This is a genomic window from Faecalimonas sp. (assembly GCA_029264305.1).
GTDB lineage: Bacteria > Bacillota > Clostridia > Lachnospirales > Lachnospiraceae > Faecalimonas.
In genome coordinates, this window is the sequence record JARICA010000008.1 from 138,146 (window position 1) to 160,279 (window position 22,134).

The 22,134-nt window shown below is 33.8% G+C and carries 12 protein-coding genes; all 12 read left to right on the forward strand.

What is annotated here, in order from left to right; all coding sequences use genetic code 11:
- Nucleotides 1-2 precede the first annotated feature (2 nt).
- The 12 genes from lysS to ACY2U7_RS01430 all read left to right on the forward strand — a co-directional run bounded on the left by lysS (nt 3) and on the right by ACY2U7_RS01430 (nt 22,123).
- Nucleotides 3-1,949, forward strand: a complete 1,947-nt coding sequence (lysS, locus tag ACY2U7_RS01375) for a lysine--tRNA ligase (protein ID WP_461812906.1) — start codon at nt 3-5, stop codon at nt 1,947-1,949.
- A 150-nt stretch (nt 1,950-2,099) separates the two neighbouring features.
- Nucleotides 2,100-2,747: a Type 1 glutamine amidotransferase-like domain-containing protein gene (locus tag ACY2U7_RS01380; RefSeq protein WP_461815720.1), complete on the forward strand. Its 648-nt coding sequence runs from the start codon at nt 2,100-2,102 to the stop codon at nt 2,745-2,747.
- 152 nt (nt 2,748-2,899) lie between these two features.
- Nucleotides 2,900-3,334, forward strand: coding sequence for an RrF2 family transcriptional regulator (locus tag ACY2U7_RS01385; protein ID WP_461815721.1), 435 nt, complete (start codon nt 2,900-2,902; stop codon nt 3,332-3,334).
- 177 nt (nt 3,335-3,511) lie between these two features.
- Nucleotides 3,512-7,324, forward strand: a complete 3,813-nt coding sequence (locus ACY2U7_RS01390) for a DUF7601 domain-containing protein (RefSeq protein ID WP_461815722.1) — start codon at nt 3,512-3,514, stop codon at nt 7,322-7,324.
- A gap of 196 nt (nt 7,325-7,520) precedes the next feature.
- Entirely contained in the window at nt 7,521-8,345 is an 825-nt protein-coding gene (gene srtB, locus ACY2U7_RS01395; RefSeq protein WP_461813205.1) for a class B sortase, read from the forward strand.
- Between the two features lie 8 nt (nt 8,346-8,353).
- Nucleotides 8,354-8,551 (forward strand): DUF951 domain-containing protein, encoded by a 198-nt coding sequence (locus ACY2U7_RS01400; RefSeq protein WP_461813204.1) that lies wholly within the window; start codon nt 8,354-8,356, stop codon nt 8,549-8,551.
- Between the two features lie 93 nt (nt 8,552-8,644).
- Nucleotides 8,645-8,932 carry a 30S ribosomal protein S6 gene (gene rpsF, locus ACY2U7_RS01405; RefSeq protein ID WP_461813203.1) on the forward strand — a complete coding sequence of 96 codons (288 nt, stop codon included), beginning with the start codon at nt 8,645-8,647 and terminating at the stop codon, nt 8,930-8,932.
- 21 nt (nt 8,933-8,953) lie between these two features.
- Entirely contained in the window at nt 8,954-9,388 is a 435-nt protein-coding gene (locus tag ACY2U7_RS01410; RefSeq protein WP_461813202.1) for a single-stranded DNA-binding protein, read from the forward strand.
- A gap of 69 nt (nt 9,389-9,457) precedes the next feature.
- Nucleotides 9,458-9,721: a 30S ribosomal protein S18 gene (gene rpsR, locus ACY2U7_RS01415; protein ID WP_461813201.1), complete on the forward strand. Its 264-nt coding sequence runs from the start codon at nt 9,458-9,460 to the stop codon at nt 9,719-9,721.
- A gap of 230 nt (nt 9,722-9,951) precedes the next feature.
- The gene (locus ACY2U7_RS01420; protein WP_461815723.1) at nt 9,952-15,510 is read left to right on the forward strand and encodes a glycoside hydrolase family 2 TIM barrel-domain containing protein; all 5,559 of its coding nucleotides are present in this window, start codon (nt 9,952-9,954) and stop codon (nt 15,508-15,510) included.
- 142 nt (nt 15,511-15,652) lie between these two features.
- Nucleotides 15,653-17,380, forward strand: a complete 1,728-nt coding sequence (locus ACY2U7_RS01425; protein ID WP_461815724.1) for a beta-N-acetylhexosaminidase — start codon at nt 15,653-15,655, stop codon at nt 17,378-17,380.
- Between the two features lie 150 nt (nt 17,381-17,530).
- Nucleotides 17,531-22,123 carry an InlB B-repeat-containing protein gene (locus ACY2U7_RS01430; protein ID WP_461815725.1) on the forward strand — a complete coding sequence of 1,531 codons (4,593 nt, stop codon included), beginning with the start codon at nt 17,531-17,533 and terminating at the stop codon, nt 22,121-22,123.
- Nucleotides 22,124-22,134 lie beyond the last annotated feature (11 nt).

The following is a 22,134-nucleotide window of genomic DNA, read 5'->3' on the forward strand; positions in this document are numbered from 1 at the left end:
AAGTGGCAGAACAAAAGAATGCACAGGAACAGGATATTAATCAGTTAAGAAAAGTACGCCGTGAAAAATTGGCAGACTTACAGGAAAACGGGAAAAATCCGTTTGTTACTACAAAATATGATGTAACGCATCATAGTATGGAAATCAAAGATAATTTTGAAGAAATGGAAGGAAAAGATGTATCCATCGCAGGACGTATTATGTCTAAACGAGTTATGGGAAAAGCATCTTTCTGTAATATTCAAGATTTACAGGGAAATATCCAGTCTTATGTTGCAAGAGATAATGTAGGAGAAGAGTCTTACAAAGATTTCAAAAAAATGGATATTGGGGATATCGTAGGAATTAAAGGTGATGTATTCCGTACAAAAATGGGAGAAATCTCTATACATGCACAGGAAGTAACTTTGTTATCAAAAAGTCTTCAGATTCTTCCAGAGAAATTCCATGGTTTGACAAATACAGATTTACGTTACCGTCAAAGATATGTAGACTTAATTATGAATCCTGATGTCAAAGATACATTTATTAAACGTTCTAAAATTATTAGTGCAATTAGAAAATATTTAGATGGTCAAGGATTTATGGAAGTGGAAACTCCAATTTTAGTTTCAAATGCAGGTGGAGCAGCAGCAAGACCTTTTGAAACACATTTTAATGCGTTAAGTGAAGATTTTAAACTTCGTATTTCTTTAGAATTATATTTAAAGAGATTGATTGTTGGTGGTTTGGAACGTGTATATGAAATTGGACGTGTATTCCGTAATGAAGGGTTGGATACAAGACATAATCCGGAATTTACATTAATGGAATTATATCAGGCATATACAGATTATAACGGAATGATGGATTTAACAGAAAATCTTTATCGCTATGTAGCACAGGAAGTTCTTGGAACAACAAAAATCTGTTATAACGGCGTGGAAATGGATTTAGGAAAACCATTTGAAAGAATTACAATGGTAGATGCTGTTAAGAAATATGCAGGTGTTGATTGGAACGAAGTTCATACATTAAAAGAAGCTAGAGCATTAGCGAAAGAACATAAAGTTGAATACGAAGAACGTCATAAAAAAGGTGATATTCTTGCGTTATTCTTCGAAGAGTTTGCAGAAGAACATTTAATCCAGCCTACATTTGTTATGGATCATCCAATTGAAATTTCTCCATTAACAAAGAAAAAACCAGAAAATCCAGAGTATACAGAACGTTTTGAATTCTTTATGAATGGTTGGGAAATGGCAAATGCTTATTCAGAATTAAATGATCCAATCGATCAAAGAGAACGTTTCAAAGCACAAGAGGAATTACTTGCACAAGGTGATGAAGAAGCAAATACAACAGATGAAGACTTTATGAATGCTTTGGAAATTGGTATGCCTCCAACAGGTGGTATTGGTTTTGGAATTGACAGAATGTGTATGTTGCTTACAGATTCAGCAGCAATTAGAGATGTATTATTGTTCCCAACAATGAAGTCACAGGGCGCTTCTAAGAATGAAGCACATAATGCAACACAGATGGCTTCAACAGTTGCAAATACAGTAGAAGAACAAGAAGCTAAGGTTGAAATTGATTTTTCTAAAGTAGAAGTAGAACCACTTTTTGAAGATATGGTTGATTTTGATACATTTAGTAAATCAGATTTCCGTGCAGTAAAAGTAAAAGAATGTGAAGCAGTTCCGAAGAGTAAAAAACTTCTTAAATTCGTTTTAGATGATGGAAGTGGAGAAGATAGAGTTATCTTAAGTGGTATTCATGATTACTATGAACCAGAAGATTTGGTTGGAAAGACACTTATTGCAATTGTGAACCTTCCACCAAGAAAGATGATGGGAATTGATTCTTGTGGTATGATTATTTCAGCGACTCACCTTGAAGAAGGAAGAGAAGGATTGAATGTTCTTATGGTAGATGATAGAATTCCAGCAGGTGCAAAATTATACTAAGATGCATTTGATGTAGAAAGTAATATAGAGCAAAAAAATTGTATAATTCGTAGAGTGAATGGACAGTCCTAGAATGGGATTGTCCATTTTTTAGAAAAAATATAATATTAAATGAAAAGTAGACTATGCTTAGAAAGAGGTGTTTGAGAAGTGGATGTTTCGTATAGTTTGATTTTGAGTTCTCAAGGAATCCAAACATATGTGGGAAGCCAATTGATTCAAAAATCATTAGATTTTTTAGGGAAAAACTTAAAAGAAGAAAAAATCTTACTTGTTACATATCATACAGATTTAAGGAAGAAAATGGTAGTAGAAGCTTGTGTACATTTTGGATTTTTGAAAGAAAATATCATTTTTGCTGAAGAGTTAAAAGACGATCTTCAGCTTTTGGAAAAAATATTATATGTGTATGTTGGTGAAGGGAATGTGTTTGAGACGTTATATTATATACAACAAAGAAAAATAGAACCTTTTATCAGAAAGATAATAGAGCAAGGAGGGGTGTATATTGGAAGTAGTGCAGGAGCAATGGTAGCAGGAGATGACATTGGGTTAGGGAACGAGTTTGAAACGAATACGCCTATGTTACAAGACTTGAAAGCACTTGGACTATTTTCGGGAACAATTATTCCACATTATAGTTATCGAAATTTGAAACAATTTGAGAAAAATATGGATGCTACGATTCTACAACAGTATAAAAAGATATATTCTGTGGATGATGGAGAAGTATTTTTGGTTAAAGTGAAAAATGATAAGATTTTGTTAACCAAAAGATTTCGAGTAGAGAATGGGTAATATATTAAGTGATAAATGAAAATGATAAGAAATTTGATGTTTAATAATGGTATTGTATAAACAATAAGGAAAAAACACTTGTAAATTATAAAAAAACATGCTATCATATATACCATACCAAGCAATGGTTGTAATTGGAAGGAGTAGAAATTATGCAATTTTCTTCACAGACAGAATATTCCATTCGCATTTTACTGTATCTTGCATGTCAGCAAGAGAAAGGAAAGAAGTCTGCATCGATAAGTACTATTAGTGAGGCGTTAGGGATTAATCGAAATTATCTTCCTAAAATTTTAAGACCCCTTAGAGAACATAAACTATTACAATCTGAGGCGGGGAGCCAAGGTGGTTTTTCACTAGCGATAGATCCGCAGAAAATATCTTTATTAGATATTTTTGAGGTGACGGAGGGAGTTATAAAGATAAACCCATGTCTTGATGATTCGATACCTTGCAATTTGAATCGAGATGATGTTTGCCCAGTAAGAAAAATTTATTTGGATTTTCAGCAGGTGTTTGAAGAACACTTTGGAAGCAAAACATTGGCAGATCTTGTGGCAGAGGAATTCACTATGCAGAAAAGTTAAGTATATGATGAAAGGAGTTAACGAATATGATGAAGTTAACGAAATTTAAATATATAGGTAAACAGGCAGACGGGATAAGTCTGCCTGTTTTTGCATAACTTCAATTTAAATACTATTGCCTGTTAAAAAATAAATGGAGGTAAAAGACACTATAAAATCGGAATAAGGAGGAAATTTATGAAAATTAGAAAAGTTAAGTTTTTAAGTATGTTGCTTGTTATGGTGATGATTATTAATATGTTACCATTATCAGTGTTTGCTAAAGATGTCTATGATCAAAATATTTTGGGAGTGGGAACTCAATCTGAGAATAAGTATCTAGATTATATGTCTCGAAAAAATTCAAAAGAACATGTCTTACGTTTTAATAAAATGTCCCTTACAAATTATTGGATGACGAAGGATGATAATCAAACAAAGTATGTTGTTTTTTGTTTTAATGAAAAGAAATCTGCCCCAAATCGTACAATGTATTTGAAAAAGTTTGAAAATGGTACAGAAAATGAATTTGCAAGTCTTGCAGCAGATCCTATAAAAGGACGTCTTGGAAGTACTTATGTTCGTAATTCTGTTATGTGGGCAACTTATTTGGGATACCCAGGAAATAAAGGTGTCTGTAATAATCAATCCTTCATAGATCGTGCGATAGATTTTTATCATATCCCAGATGAATATGCAGAAGATGCGGTGCGTTTAGCGACACAGATGGCAGTTTGGCTATTTACTGACTATAACACTGCACTTGATAAATTTTGGAGTCCGATTAAAGCAGATGGAAGTTTAGGAAAAGGAAATTGGGATCGAATTAAAATTTGTGATAAGTATGATACTTCTATGGGAGATCCTATTACTTACCTTGCGGCAGATATTGCGTATCAAGCCTATGATAATAGTGGAGATGCTCCAAAGGATATGGTGCTCGATCTTTACATTCCTAAATCAGAAGAATACCGTGATTATAAGCAAAATCTTCTTGTTACGTATTATAAAGAAATGAAAATTGAGAGAAAACCTGTGAAAGTTACGCTAGATGTGCAGAAAAAAATGGATAACGGTCGAAAAGTAACGGACAAAGAATTTTCTTTTGATTTTGTTGGAAGAGATAGCAAACAAGATTACAATCAAAAGGTTTATAACAATTCTAATGGGAAAATTATGATTCCAGAGCTTACGTTTACTGAACCTGGAAAATATCAATTTTATATTCAAGAAAATAAAGGGAATAATCCAGATGTAGAATATGAAACTAGTAAATTTCCGATTACAGTTACTGTTGAGGGTGTAAGAGATTTGAAAACACGAGTTTCTTATGGAGAACAAGGAAAAGATCAACTTGTTATTACTAATAAAGTCAAATTACCACAACTTGGTCAGTTAAGAATAGGTAAGACTGTTGCAGGAGAAGGTGCCGATTCCAGTAAACAGTTTGATTTTACGGTAACATTGAAGGATGCACAAGGGAATCTTGTTTCTGGAAACTTTGGGGGATATACTTTTAGTAAAGGAATTGCCAATGTAAAAGTTAGTCAAAATAAACCGGTGACAATTACAGATATTCCAGCCGGAATAACATATACAGTAACAGAAAATCTTTTGCCAGAGAATAGTGACTATACTCTAACCTCCTCAAATAACCTTACAGGTACTATTCGAGAAAATAATGTAGCAGAGGCAGAGTTTTTAAATACTACAAAACCAATTCAGCTTTATGGAAAACTTAAGATTAGTAAAGTAGTGAAAGGAGTTCCTAGCGGACAGAAAATAGATAAGTTTACCTTTACGGTGAAGTTAGACAATCCGAAAGCAGACGTTTCAAAAGTAACGGGTGCTACATTTAAAAATGGAGAAGCGACGGTATCAGTGGCTGCGGGAGGTTCAATTATTATTACTGGCTTACCAGCTGGAGTTGGTTATACTGTAACAGAGCGTACTTTAGATGGGTATGCTGTGACATCTACAGGGTCTACAGGATATATTGTTGCGAATCAACAAAAAGATGTTAATTTTGTAAATACATATTTGAATACCGGAGAGTTGACGGTTCAAAAAGTGATTGAGGGTTCTGGGGCATCAGATGCTGATGTTTTCAAATTTAAATTAACACTAAGCAATGACGAAGGATTGCTTACGAACAAAACTTGTATAGTGAAATTTGAAGATGGTTCCAAAGTAACTAAACAGATTGTGAATGGGGAACTAGAATTTGCCATTAAAGGAAGTGGTTTTGCCACTATTACAGACTTGCCAGTTGGTGTACACTATCAAGTTGCAGAAAAACAAGCCGATGGTTCTTTTACAAGTACACAAGATAATATTGTTGAAAACGGATATAAACTTACAAGTGTGACAGGAAATGGACAGACTACTATAGCTGAAAAGACAATGAAGGTTGTCTTTACAAATACAAAGCATTTGCAAAAAGGATATTTGCAGATTTTTAAGGCTATTGAAGGAAGCAAGAGCGATAAGAATGATGAATTTGGTTTTCGGATTACATTAAAAAATAAGAGTGGAGTGCCTTTGTCAGGTACATATTTAAACCAGGATGGAGAAAAAATTAATTTTGATTCTTCAGGAGTGGCTGTTGTTGCAACAAAAGGAGGAAAAGGTTCTATACTTCCTTCGGTAAGAATTAAAGATTTGCCAGTGGGAACTCGATATAGCGTGGAAGAATTTACAGGTGTGCCAGGAGAGTACACAGCCATTGCGGGAAATGTTGTAAAGGATGGATATGTGCTGAAAAAAATTATTGGAAAAGCATCTGGCACAATTGGTGTAGGAAAAAATTCAATGACCTTTTTAAACCGAAAAGCAGACACTTCGCTCACAATTCAGAAAAAGATTGCAGGAGATCATTGGACAGATGATATTTTTACTTTTAGTATTAGACTTTTAGGAAATGGAGCAAGATTTAACGGAGTTCGAGATGGAGTGACATTTAAAAATGGATATGCTGAAGTAAATATTCAAGGTGCAGGTACAAAAATGATTACGGGTATTCCAGAATCGAATTATACTATTGCTGAGAAACCGGTGAAAGGTTGGAATATACCAAAGCAACAATCAGGAACGTTGACTGATGGAATTCCTAAAACAGTTGTTTTTGAAAATGTTAAGGAAAAAATAGCACCTGCAGTAGTATCATTGCAGGCGAGAAAACTTTTTGATGGTCAAGTTCCAGCAGAAGGAGAATTTACTTTTATATTAAAAGATGGAAACGGAAAAACGATAGATATCAAAAATAACGGAGTTGATGGAAAAATTTTATTTGATTCGATACCGATACAAGAAATAGGTGTGTATACTTATAATATTTCTGAAGAGCCTGGAAATTCTGAACTTATCTCTTATGATTCAACAGTCTACACAGCAGTGGTTCGTGTTACTAAGGATGAGCGTAGTCATAGCTTAAAGGCAGAAGTGACATACCAAAAAAATGAAGGAGAGGTTGTTTCTGAATTGGTTTTTGAAAATAAAACGATTATTCCTGAAACAACATCTGTAAAAGTAGAGAAAAAATGGAATTTGGATGATGGTGGTACAGCAACTTCTTATGTGACGGTAGCATTGTTGAAAGATGGTGTTAGATATGAAACGATTGAACTGAGCGAACAAAATGGTTGGACATACACTTGGGAAAATTTGAGCAAAGATAATGTATGGACGGTTGAAGAGGTAGATGTTCCAGAAGGATTCCAATCTTCTGTGGAGAAAAAGAATAAAACATTCGTTATTATTAATGATGATATTCCAGAAAAGCCAACGAAACCAGAAAAACCAGAGGAACTAGAAAAGCCAACAAAACCAGAAAAGGCAAATACAAGTATGAAAAAGGAAGAACCAAGAAAAGAACGTGTATCAGTAACTCGTGTTTCTGTTCCGAAAACAAATGATATGAGCCATGTATATATGTGGATGGTGATGAGTATGGTTTCTTTAAGTGGAGTCGGAATTGTTCTGTTGAGAATTAAGAAAAGAAAAAGAAATTAAATAGATTTTGGGAATGTTACACTGAATAATTGGTGTAACATTCTCTTTTTATATAAACCTATTTAATAAAATTTGTAATCACACATTTTTAAAAATGCTATAAAAGATTTGGAGATATTTTATATTTGCTATATTTTATTATATATAATTTGTGGTATAATAAGTTTCTAAGCAAAAACATAAAGAAGGAGTATATATGGACGCAAAAGAAAAACGAAAATTACACAGACAAAAAATGAAAGAAGAAGGGAAATATCAAAACAAGAAAAAGCAAGGCAAAAAGAAAAATTCTATTTTTAGTACGATTATTTTGATTGTGGCTATTTGTGTGTTTTGTTACTCCGCTTTTCAACTATATCAGATTTTTTCTTCTTATAAAAAAGGGAATGATGAATATGATAAAATCAAGAATTTAGCAATCACAGTAGAGCAAACTAAGAAGGGTGAAGAGAGATTCACAGTCGACTTTAATAAATTATGGGAGATTAACCCAGATACAGTAGCATGGATTCGCTTTGAGGAACCGTCAAGAATTAACTATCCTGTAGTACACAGCAAGGATAATCAAGAATATTTGAAAAAACTTTTTGGTACAGGAAAGAACACCTACGGCACATTATTTGTAGATAAAGATAATTCTGGAAATCTTCAAGATAGAAATACAATTATTTATGGACATCGTATGAAGAGTGGTTCGATGTTTGGACAATTAGAGAAATATATGGAAGAATCATTCTATAAGGAACATCCATATTTCTATATGTATACTCCTGATGGAAAAGAATCAAAATATCAAGTTATTTCGGCAGCTGTAGTAAAAGATACTTCGAAAACATATACAAAAACTTTTAACAGTGATGAGGAATTTATGAATTATATAAATTATGTACGTTCTATTTCGAATTATCAAACAGATGCTGAAGTGACAAAGGATTCACATATTGTCAGCTTATCTACTTGTACAATTGATAGTAATGAAGATCGATTTGTATTACAGGCAGTAAAAATTAGTGAGAGATAGGAGAAAGTATGTTGGGAAAATGGGAGTATGAGGTAGGCGATATTGTAAAGTTAAAAAAGAAACATCCTTGTGGAAGTTTTGAGTGGGAAATACTTCGCGTAGGCGCAGATTTCCGGTTGAAATGTAAAGGTTGTGGTCACCAAATTATGATAGCGCGAAAGATTGTAGAGAAAAATACGAAAGAGTTGAAAAAAGGCTTGAAATAACCCTTTAAGTATGGTAAGATACCAAATTGTGATATATTAAATAAATCCTTGTTCTCGCAGACGAGGACCAAAAGACCATAAGGAGGTAGAAACATGAACAAATATGAATTAGCTGTTGTTGTTAGTGCAAAAATCGAAGACGAAGCTAGAACAGAAACAATCGAAAAAGTAAAAGAAATTATTGCTCGTTTCGGTGGTAACGTGACAGACGTTGATGAATGGGGTAAGAGAAGATTAGCTTACGAAATTCAGAAAATGAAAGAAGGATTTTACTACTTCATTCATTTTGAATCTGATTCAACTGTTCCAGCAGAAGTAGAAAGCAGACTTCGTATCATGGAAAATGTAATCAGATTTTTGTGCATCAGACAGGACGCATAGAAAGAAGAAAGAGGCAATCGTATGAATAAAGTAATTTTAATGGGACGTTTGACAAGAGACCCTGAGGTCAGATATTCGCAAGGTGCCAATGCAACTGCAGTGGCTAGATACTCATTGGCAGTTGATCGCCGTTTTAAAAGAGATGGAGAGCCGACAGCCGATTTTATTAACTGTGTTTCTTTTGGAAGATCAGCAGAATTTGCTGAGAAGTATTTCCGTCAAGGTTTGAAAGTAGTAGTAACAGGCCGTATTCAAACAGGAAGTTACACAAATAAAGACGGAGTAAGAGTTTATACAACGGACGTAGTTGTAGAAGAGCAAGAATTTGCTGAAAGTAAAGCTGCAAGCGAAAATAGTGGTTATCAGGCAAGTCCTATGCCGTCACCAAGTGCAGATATTGGTGATGGATTCATGAATATTCCGGATGGAATTGATGAAGAATTACCATTCAGTTAAATGACGATTAATTAACGTAGATATTTCATTATGTATAATGGAAAGAGAAGAAATTAGGAGGTAATTAAAATGGCTTACGATAAAGGTAATAAAGCAGATTCTCCAATGAAGAGAAGAGGCGGACGCAGAAGAAAAAAAGTTTGTGTATTCTGTGGTAAAGAAAACCACGAAATCGACTACAAAGATGTAGCAAAATTAAGAAAATATATCTCTGAAAGAGGAAAAATTCTTCCAAGAAGAATCACAGGAAACTGTGCAAAACACCAGAGAGCACTTACAGTGGCAATTAAGAGAGCAAGACACTTAGCATTAATGCCATACGTACAGGACTAATTTGAACAAAGAGAGTTATGATAAATTGTTATCATAACTCTTTTTTTGTGTAGATATAAATAGAATGAAAAGCGATTTTGAGATGCTTTTTAGTGCAAAGTATAGAGGGGAAGAATAGATAAGCAAAAAAATATAATAAAAATACATAGTTTTTCTGTTCAGAATAGCAAATCTATTGTATAATATAGCAAGGTTTGAAAAAAACTAGAGTTTAGGAGAGGAGAAAAGAAATGAATAGGTTTACAAAAGGAACAGCACGTTTCGGAGCAACTTTGCTCACAGCCGTTTTGACAATGTCTTGCTTATCACCATTAGCAACAACGAATGCGAATGTAGAAGTAAGAACACAGTCTCAAACACAGATGAGTTCGGATAAAGAAGTTGTGTACATGAACACATTGAATAATGTGACAGAACGTACACAAAATTTTGACGCGAACTGGAAATTTTATTTAGGTGATGCGGGAAATGCTCAAACAAGTAATTTTGATGATTCCAAGTGGAGAAATATTTCTTTGCCACATGATTACAGTATTGAGCAAGCATATTCTCAGCAAATGGAAGCAGAAAGTGGGTATCTTCCTGGAGGAACAGGTTGGTATCGTAAGCATTTCACTGTAGGAAATGAGTTAAAAGGAAAAGAGATTCGTCTTAATTTTGATGGCGTTTACATGAATTCTACAGTATATATTAATGGTGAAGAATTAGGAACACATCCATATGGATATACGCCATTCTCATTTGATTTGACAAAACACATCAAATTCGGTGAGGAAAATGTTATTTCGGTTAAGGTTGATCATAAAACACCTTCAAGTCGTTGGTATTCAGGAAGTGGTATTTACAGAAGTGTAAACTTAACAGTGACAGATGCTGTAAATATTGCTTTAAATGGAACAAAGGTAGAAACACCTGAACTTGCAACAAATCAGGCACAGGTAAAAACAAAAGTAAGAACAACTGTAGAAAATGATGGTACAGAAGCAAAAGATGTTATTTTGACACATAAAGTGTTTGAAAAGAAAAATCCAAATACTGTTATTGGAACAACAACGACATCAAAAGAAACAATTCAGGCGAATGGCAAAAAGGATATTAATGCAGAATTTACTGTAAATAATCCAAACTTATGGGATACAGAACACCCAAATCTTTACACAGTTCGTACAGAAGTAAAAGTAGGAGATAAGGTTGTTGATACATATGACACAGAGTATGGTTTCCGTTATACAGAATTTAATAAAGACAGAGGATATTATTTAAATGGAAAACCTGTAAAATTAAAAGGTGTTTGTATGCATCATGATCAAGGAGCATTAGGTGCTGTAGCAAATCGTCGTGCAATTGAACGTCAAGTTGAAATTTTACAGGAAATGGGTTGTAACTCTATTCGTGTAACACATAACCCGGCTGCACAAAACTTGATTGATGTTTGCAATGAAAAAGGTATTTTAGTTGTAGAAGAAATTTTTGACGGTTGGCATCATGCAAAAAATGGAAATACCGAAGACTTTGCAAAATACTTTGATAAAAAAATCGGAGAAAACAATACAGTGTTAGGCGCAACACCAAATATGACATGGGCGGAATTTTCTTTAAAATCTACTTTGAGAAGAGATCAGAATGCACCATCTGTTATTATGTGGTCTTTGGGAAATGAAATCCAAGAAGGCGCTGGATATAGTGATTATGATGAAAAAGTACCTTACTTAATTAAATGGGCAAAAGATGTAGATACAACTAAAGAATTAACTATTGGGAGTAATCAAGTAAAAAACGAACCTACTAATACTGGAGATACAGAACATTCTAAAGTTGCTGATAAGATTACAGAAGCTGGTGGAAGTTCAGGAACAAACTATAGTAAAAATACAGGATATGAAGATTTAAGAAAAAAACATCCTAACTGGAAGATCTATGGTTCAGAAACGGCATCTTCTATTAACAGTCGTGGTGTATATCATACAAAAGGAAGAGATGATTCTACACAAGAATTAACATCTTATGATAAATCAACAGTAGGTTGGGGAGCATTGGCTAATGATGCATGGTATGATGTAATTACACGTGATTTTGTTGCAGGAGAGTATGTATGGACAGGATTTGACTATATTGGTGAACCTACTCCATGGAATGAAACAAAAGCAGGTCCAAAGGGACATTGGCCATCACCAAAGAACTCGTTCTTCGGTATTATTGATACAGCAGGAATGCCAAAAGATTCTTATTATTTATATCAGAGTCAATGGAATGATAAAGTAAACACACTTCATGTATTGCCTACATGGAATAAAGATGGAATTATTTTAAATAATGGAAATGCAGAAGTGGCTGTATATTCAGATGCTCCAAAAGTAGAACTGTGGTTGACACCAAAGGGAAGCACGATAGCGAAAAAAGTTGGAGAAACACAGACAATAACAAAGAAAAATACACCAGTAGGACATAGTTATTATGAAAATGAAAATACAAAGAAACTTTATCGTACCTGGAATGTGAAGTATGAAGAAGGCACATTGGAAGCTAGAGCCTTTAATGAAAAAGGAGAGCGTATCACAAAAACAGAAGGACGTTCTTCTGTAACAACAGCGGGACCGAAAGCAAAATTGCAAGTAAAAGCAGATCGGAAAGAAATCAAAGCAAACGGAAAAGACCTATCTTATTTGCAGATTGATGTAACAGATGCAAATGGAAATATTGTACCGAATGCAGATGATAAAGTAAAAGTTGAAGTGACTGGAAATGGAACTTTAGTAGGGTTAGATAATGGATGGCAAACAGATCATGATTCTTATAAAGGAACAGAGCGCAGAGTTTATAACGGCTCAGGAATTGCTATTATACAGTCTACAAAGAACGCTGGTGATATTACGGTTAAAGTCTCAGCTAATGGATTAGGAGAACAGACAATTACTTTAAAAACAAAAGCAGATGCAACTAGTGGACAGCAGAAAGTTGTTGTAGATAGTTTCTTTATGACAAAGAACTATTATGTTAAAGTTGGAAACAAACCAAGTTTACCAGAAAAAATCGAAGTAAGATATTCGGATGGGAAGAAAGAACAGAAAGCAGTTCAATGGGGACAAATTACAAATGAACAGATAAATAAAGCAGGGGCTTTTGCATTGGATGGAACTGTAGATGGTAAATATAAAGTATCTGTAAGAGTCAATATGATTGATGAAGTGGGTGGCTTATTAAATTATTCTACAGCTGTTAAAGTTGGAACGAAACCAATATTGCCAGAAGCAAGAACAGCATATTTAAGTAATGGAGAAGTGTTGGATGTTGCGTTCCCGGTGAAGTGGGAAGAAAAAACTGCACAAGACTATAATAAAGTAGGTGTAGTCATAGTGAACGGTACAGCAAATGTGTTAGGGAAAGATGTAAAAGTAACGGCAAATGTTCGTGTGGCGAATGAAGATGTAGCAATTGGTGATAGTGTTTCAGGACAGGCAAGTATTTTAAAACAAGATATTCCAGAGAATATGCAATCAGATACATTAGCAGCAATTAAGGATGGAAAACTAGGGAAAGATGCAAACGCTGAAGGTGGAACAAATAAAAGTGTTTGGACGAACTATAAGTATTCACAAGCAGGAAACAATAAGGCTACAATTACTATGGGATATGATACACAACAGGTTATTGGGGAAATAGTTATTCACTTTTTTGAAGATAGTTATAGTGCAAGGTTCCCAGCAGCTAATACAACAAAGATTTCGGTTTCGGAAACAGCAGATGGTCCTTGGACGACTGTAACAGCAAAAGAACAGATTGGTGAAGCTAGAGATGGTATTAAAGCGTATACTTATCAATTAAATGCACCTGTTTCCGCTACATATATTAAATTTGAAGTAACGAATAAGGATGTTAATTTAGGAGATCATAAACCTTGTACTGGTATTACAGAAATTGAATTAAAGAAAGCAACAACTTCCTTTAAGACAAACACAACTGCTGAATTAAGCAAATTAGCAGTAAACAATGTAGAGTTGACAGCAGAACAACTTGCATCTGGAAAATATACAACATCAGCACTTGTTGCTACAGTTGTAGCAGAAGGAAAAGACAATGCAGCAGTAACTGTTCTTCCAAAGAACAAAGAAAATCAAGTAAAAATTATTATTGAATCAGAAGATCATAAAACGACAAAAACATTTACAATCTTCTTAAATGATAAAGATCCTGATGTTTTCTATCCAAATAAAGACATTACAGCTTCTTCACCATCAGTATTAACAGGTCCTACAAATAATGAAGGGAAAGTTGAATATGTGCTAGATGGAGATGTAAATACACATTGGCATACAAATTGGAAAACAAATGAGGCAGATAATGTAGATCACCGTGAAATTACATTGACATTACAAGAAGCAACTACAATTAATGCGATGAATTATCATCCACGTGTATATAATGGTGGAAATGGTCGTGTAACAAAATATAAAATTTTGTATAGTGTAGATGGAACTACATTTAAAGACACAGATGTATGTGCGGAAGGAACTATTTCTAAGGATAAAGCAGATTGGACATTACTTGAATTTACAAAACCTGTAAAAGCAAAAGCATTCAAATTAATTGGTGTCGAAACATATGCAGATTCAGGAAATAACAAGCACATGGCAGTTGCAGAATTACGTTTAAGAATGCAGAGAGAAACAACAGATATCTCAAATGCTGAAAATAAAGTAGTGCTTGACCCTATCGCAAAACAAAAAGTAGATGTGGTAGATGAAAATCATCCAGTAGAACCACAAGTAACTGTAAAACAGAATGGAACAGCATTAACATATGGAATTGACTACAAGGTAAGTTATGCAAATAATACAGCAGTGGGAACAGCGAAAGCAATTGTAACAGGTATTGGAAAATACTCAGGAACATTAGAAACAACTTTTGAAATTGAAAAGAATCCAGTTTCATTAAAGAGTATTGCAGTAAAAACTGCTCCAAAACAGGATTACCATGTAGGAGATAAATTCAATCCGGAAGGATTGGTATTAACTGTATTCTACAGTGATGCTACATCATCAGAAGTTGCTTATACAGCAGAAACAAAAGGTAAATTTACATTCAATCCTTCTTTAGAAAAAGCTTTAGCTACTACAGATAAAGTTGTAACGGTAACTTATGAAGGAAAAACAACAGAAATTCCAGTAAATGTTACAGAAGGAACAACATCTTCTGTAAGAAAAGATTTAGAGGAAAGAGTGAAATTTGCACAATCAATTACTCCAAACGGATATACAGCAGATAGTTATAAAGTGTTTAAAGATGCGTTGAAAGCAGCAGAGGCAATGTTAGCAAATACAAATGCTACAGATGCACAGTTACAGAAAGCATTAGATAACTTGAATGCAGGAATTAATGGATTGAAAGAAGAGTCGGTAAAACCAAATCCGAATCCAAATCCAGACAATAATGGAGAACGCGATGAACTTCGTGCAAAATTACAGAAATTCTATGATGAGTGCTTAACATACTACAAAGAGGGTAACTATTCTAAAGAAAATTGGAATCGTTATCAAGATGCAATGACACAGGCAAAAGAAGCTTTAGAAGATAAAGATGCAACAAAGAAAGAATTAAAAGATGCACTTTCAAACTTAATTGATGCAACAAAACATTTGAACTCTGAAGGAAAAGGAGAAGGAAATGTTCCTACTCCACCAACTAATGTAAAAACAGGAGATCAAGCACCAGTTAAAATGATTGTTGGATTGATGGTAATTGCAGTTGTAGCAATTGTAGGTGTTATCATTTACAAAAAGAAAAGAAAATAAAGTTTGAATAAAATCAGCAGAATCCCGTTTCGGAAATGAAACGGGATTTTTGTGTATAAAAAATGATTGTGGAGAGACATAACCTATGGTATAATCCGACTGTTATTTAAAAAATATTTAACAGAAAAGGAGATTTGAATTTATGAAAGTATTCAAAAAGTTACTTGCAGTAACACTTGCTCTAGGAATTACTGTGGGAGCAGGGGTTGCAACTGGTAAGACAACAGAAGTAAAGGCAGCAGAACAAGCAAACTTAAAAAGCGTTTTCTCAATTGACGCAGGAAGAAAATATTTTTCTTTAGAGCAATTAAAGACAATTGTAGATAAAGCGTATAAAAATGGTTATACTGATGTTCAAGTTTTATTAGGAAATGACGGACTTCGTTTATTATTAAATGATATGTCTTTAAAAGTAAATGGAACAACATATAGCAGTGATGCTGTTAAAAATGCAATTTTAGCAGGTAATAAATCATACTATGATGATCCAAACGGAAATGTGCTTACACAATCTGAAATGGATAGTCTACTTGCATATGCAAAAGAAAGAGGAATGAATATTATTCCAGTAATCAACAGCCCTGGACATATGGATGCAATCTTAGTTGCTATGGAAAAATTAGGAATTGAAAACCCACAGTTTGAAGGTTCTGTACGTACAGTAGACCTTAAAAATGAAAAAGCAATTGCATTTACAAAAGCATTAGTAGCAAAATATGTAAATTATTTTTCAAAATCATGTGAAATTTTCAACTTTGGTACAGATGAATATGCAAATGATAAAAATACTGGTGGTTGGGCAAACTTACAGAGAACAGGTTTATATAGAGAATTAGTTAAATATGTAAATGATTTAGCTAAAATTGTAAAAGATGCAAAAATGACACCAATGTGTTTCAATGATGGTATTTACTATAAGAGTACAGAGAAGTTTGGAACATTTGACAAAGATATTATTATTTCATACTGGACATCAGGATGGGGGGGATATGATGTAGCAAAACCTAAGTATTTTGCAGAAAAAGGTCATAAAATCTTAAATACAAATGACGGTTGGTACTGGGTATTAGGAAACTACAGCAAAGAAGAACATAAAAATGGTTATATCTATGATAGTGCTGTGAAAAACATTAAAGAAAAAAGCTTTACAGCAGTAACAGGTGCAGCTGAAGGAGATCAACTTTCTCTTATCGGAAGTATGCAGTGTGTATGGTCTGATTATCCATCAGAAAAATATGAAGAAGATAAAGTACTTGGTTTAATGGACTTATTCTCTGAAAAACACAGTAACTATTTAGTACGTCCAGCAGATTATACAAAAGTAGATGCAGCTATTGCTAACATTCCTTCTGATTTAAGTGTGTATACAGAAGAAACTGTAAATGCACTTAACGAAGCAAAAAATGCTGTTGTAAGAAACAAAAGAGTAACAGAACAGAATGTTGTTGATGGGTATGCAAATGCAATCAATACAGCAATTGATGCTTTAGTTTACAAAACAGCAGATTATACAAAAGTAGATGCAGCTATTGCAAAAGCAAATGCATTAAACAAAGCAGATTATAAAGATTTTTCAAAAGTAGAAAAAGCAATTAAAGCAGTAAAACGTGATTTAGATATTACAAAACAGGCTGAAGTAGATGCTATGGCAAAAGCTATTGAAGATGCTATTGCGACATTAGAGAAAAAAGCACCTACAGTTAACGGAAACACAAACGGAACAACTGGTGGAAATACAACAACTAGTGGAACATCTGGAAGTGTTAAGACAGGAGATACAACAAATATGATGTTATGGGTAATGTTATTGGTTGTGTCAGCTGGAGCAGCTGGAGTTTTCTACGTAAAACAACGTAAAGTAAACAGATAGAATTAAAATACAGAAAAGACGTGGTGATTTTTAACAAAAGCCCACGTCTTTTTTTGTGCGTTTTGTGGTATATGCTATGGTAAGAACATTTGATATAATTAGAAAATAGGTAAAAGTTATGCGAAAAGCAGAAGGGAAAGGTAAAGGTATATGAAAAAGAAACAAGTAGTAAGTGGACTACTGTCTGCTGCTATGGTCATGAATGTAGCTTTAGTAGATATGGGACCAGTGCAGGCGGCAACACAGACGAATTTGGCGTTAAACAGACCTGTTACAGCAACGAGTTATGAAAGGCCAAATCAAGAGCCGGAAAAGACATCTCCTCAGAAAGCAGTTGATGGAAATTTTGATACAAGATGGGGAACTGCAGAAAATAAAGCTGTAAATGAAAGCATCGAAGTGACATTGGATGGAGTTCAGACTGTAAAACAGATCAATGTACATTTTGAAAGAAATGACGCTGAACAGAATATTAAAAAATTTAAAGTCGAAATTAAAAATGAGAAGAATCAGTATGAAGAAGTATATAAGAATAGTGGGGAAAGAGCTAAAGGTTTAGAAATTATTAAATTGAAAACTGCGAAAAAAGCTAAAACTGTTAAAGTAACAATTTTAGATGCTGACGGTGGCCCATTGAAGTGGTTAAATGTTGGAATTCGAGAAATTGAAGTGTTTGAAAATGAACAAAAGGACATTGTGACTACACAAAATGTAAATCATGTAAAATCAGCAGAAATGGTTGCATCTAGTGTGGAAAAGGATAGCAATGGAAAACCACATCCATCATTGGTAGAAACAAATGCAAATGATGGGAAAGAGAATACTCGTTGGGCTAGTGATTATACGGAAGTAAACAAACAGAGCTTAACAGCGAAATTTTCAAATCCTACTAGTGTAAAACATGTACGTGTTCGTTTCCATAAGAGAGATGTAAATCCTGGAGATTCTAATGTAGAACAATTTAAGTTGAAATATAAAGATATTAATGGAGAAGAAAAGGAAGCAAAACAGGTTTCGGTTTCAAAGTTAGGTGATAATAGAGGATATGCAACTGAGGTAGATATTGTTTTAGAGAATCCAATCGTTGCACAAGAATTGAAAATTAGTGATTTTGTTGCAAATGCAAAAGATTATAATAATATCAGTGTTGTAGAATTTGAAGCATACTCTAACCAACAGTCTCAAAAACCTTCAGGAAATACATTGGATAGTGTTATTGCAAGCTTAAAAGGTGGAAATGTAGAGAAAGATGTAACACAGTTTGCATTACCACAAGTGCCAGAAGGATTTAAAATTGAACTTAATGGTGCTGACTTTGAACAGATTATTGCTAAAAATGGAAAAGTACAACATCCATTAACAGATAAATTAGTGAAAGTTTCTTTTAAAGTAACTGACAATAAAGGAAACTCAAAAGTTACAGGGGATTATGATTACACTGTAAAAGGACTACATGAAAAAGTAAATGGAAAGAATGCAAAACCAGTTGTTATTCCAGAAATTCAAGAATGGTATTCTAATTCTGATAAAAAAATTAGCACAAACAGTTTGACAAAGGTAGTTTACAACGATGAAAAATTAAAACCAATTGTAGACGAATTTGTAAAAGACTACAAAGACTTTTCTGGAAAAACATTAACAGTTTCAAAAGGAACAGAAGAAAAAAATGCATTTAACTTTAAGTTGCAAGCTCCAGATGAACTTCTTGGAGAAGAAGGCTACAAAATGGACATTAAAGAAGATCGTATCAATGTAGATTCTGTTAGCATAACAGGAAATATGTATGGTATGCAGACTATTTTGCAGATGTACAAAGAAAATGCAAACGAATATAAAGTAGGACAGATGAGAGATTATCCTCGTTATCAAACACGTGGATTATTGCTTGACGTAGCAAGAAAACCAGTTTCTTTGGAAATGATGAAAGAAATCACAAGAACAATGCGTTATTACAAAATGAATGACTTCCAAGCTCATTTATCAGATAACTATATTTTCTTGGAACAGTATGGTAATGGAGCAAAAGAAAACGAAGCGTTTAAAGCATATGAAGCATTCCGTTTGGAATCAGGTTTGAAAAATGCAAAAGGAGAATCTCCAACAGCAAAAGACTATTCTATTTCAAAGGAACAATTCAAAAAATTCATTCAAGAAGAACGTGCGTTAGGAATGAAAGTTGTTCCTGAAATTGATGTACCTGCACATGCTACATCATTTACAAAAGTATGGCCAGAATTAATGGTGAAAAATAAGGTTTCTTCGCTAAAAGGAGATAGACCGTTAGTTGACCACTTTGATTTAACAAAACCTGAAGCAACAAAGAAGATTGAACAAATTTTTGATGATTATACAAAAGGAAGTAATCCAACTTTTGATGATAAAACAACAGTACACATTGGTGCCGACGAATTCTTATATAGTTATAAACACTATAGAAAATTTGTAAATGAATTTGTGCCGTATGTGAAAAAGACAAACCCAGTTCGTATGTGGGGTGGATTAAGTTGGATTAAAGACAATCCAATAACTCCGATTGAGAAAGATGCGATCGATAATGTTGAGATGAATTTATGGTCAAAGGATTGGGCAGACGGTAAGGAAATGTATGATATGGGCTATAAATTAATCAATACAATTGATAGTTATGGCTATATGGTACCAAACGGAACGTTTAATCAAGGTGCTTATGGGGATTTGCTTAATGTAAATAGTGTGTTTAATGGTTTTGAACCGAATAAAGTTTTTATGAAGAATGGACAATCATACAATGTTCCTTCAGGGGACGATCAGATGCTCGGAGCAGCATTTGCCATTTGGAATGATAATATCGATAAATCTGCTTCAGGTTTAACAGAATCTGATTTATATTGGAGATTCTTTAATGCATTACCATTCTATGCAGAAAAAACATGGGCAGCTACAGGAAAAGAAAAAGAAACTGCGGATAAATTAGCAAAACTTGCACAGGACAAAGGAACAGGTCCAAATACAAACCCATATTATCAAGAAGATAAAAAAGGTGATAATTACGCAGAATATAAATTCGAAAACAACCTAAATGATACTTCTGCAAACAAACGTGATTTAAAAAATGGTAAAAATGCAGAAGTACAAAATGGAAAATTACATTTAAAAGATAAAGAAAGTTATGTAACATCTCCTGTGGAACAGTTAGGAAATGGAAATGCTCTTTCTTTTGATATTAAATTAAACAAACCTTCAAAACCAGGAGATATTCTTTTTGAAGAAACAGCACCATACGGAACTCATGATATTCGTGTAATGGACAATGGAAAACTTGGATTTACAAGAGAATTATATGATTACTACTTTGATTATGAACTTCCAGTAGGAAAACAAGTGAAACTTCAGATTGTAGTTACACAACAAAAAGCAAAATTATATGTAGACGGACAGTTTGTAAGCGATGCAAAAGGAAGATTCTTCCATAATAACATGGTGAAGAAAGATAATATTTCAAATGCAACATTTGCTCTTCCATTAGAAAGAATTGGTTCGAAAACAGATTCTATTGAAGCTGAAATTGATAATGTTTTAGTTACAACAGCACCTGTAGAAAAAGATGAATATAACAAAGCAGCATGGACAGGAAAAACAAATTCAGAAACAAAAAATGGTGGAGAAAAAGAGGGCGAACTTACAAAAGCATTTGATAAAAAATCAAATACACACTGGCATTCAAATTGGAAAGGTGCTACAGATAAAGTTGAAGATGTAAATGGTAAAAAAGGAAATCATGATAAAATTTGGGCTGAAATTGATTTCCACAAAGGATATACAATTAACCAGTTCTCATTCACACCAAGAACAGATTCGAAGAGTGGTTATGTAACAAGAGCTTCATTATATGTGAAGAATTCTGCAGATGGTCAGTGGAAAGAAGTTGCAAAAGATCAAAAATTTGCAAATGATGGTTCAAAGAAAACATTTAATTTCCCAACACAAGAAGTGTTTGGAGTGAAATTTGAAGCAACACAGTCAAGTGACGGATGGGTAACTGTATCAGAATTTGACATGGCAAATGCACCTCAAAGAATGTGTACTGTATTTGTACAAGCTGAAGAAGGTGGTAAAGTAGAAGGAAATAAAGAAGTTGCTTTAGGAGAAAATGCAACTGTAACAGCAACAGCAAATGCAGGTTACAGATTTGCAGGATGGTATCGTTCAAATGGAGAAAAAGTTTCTGATGAAGCAAAATACACATTTAAGGTAACAGATAATACTGCATTAACTGCTAAATTTGAAAAAACAGATGCACCTGTTGATCCAGAAACAAAATATACAGTAGCAGTACAGACAGCAGATGAAACAATGGGAACAGTTTCAGGTGCAGGAGAATTCAACAAAGGAGATAATGCAACTGTAACAGCAAAAGCAAAAGAAGGATATAAGTTTGTTAACTGGACGGTAGATGGAGTTGAAGTTAGTACAGAAGCAACATATACATTTGAAGTAACAAAAAATGTAAGTTTGATTGCTAACTTTGAAAAAGTAGGAGAAGAAAAACCGGAAAAACCAGAAAATCCAGATAATAATAAACCGGTAAACCCAGATAACAAACCAGGAACACCAGATAACAAACCGGCAAAACCAAATAATAAACCGGCAACATCTACTAATAAACCTGTTAAAACAGGTGATGAAGCACCAGTTCTTCCATTAGCAGCAACAATGGCAGGATTAGGAGCAGCAATTGCACTTTTATTCAAAAAAAGAAAATAAAGTAAGGAGAG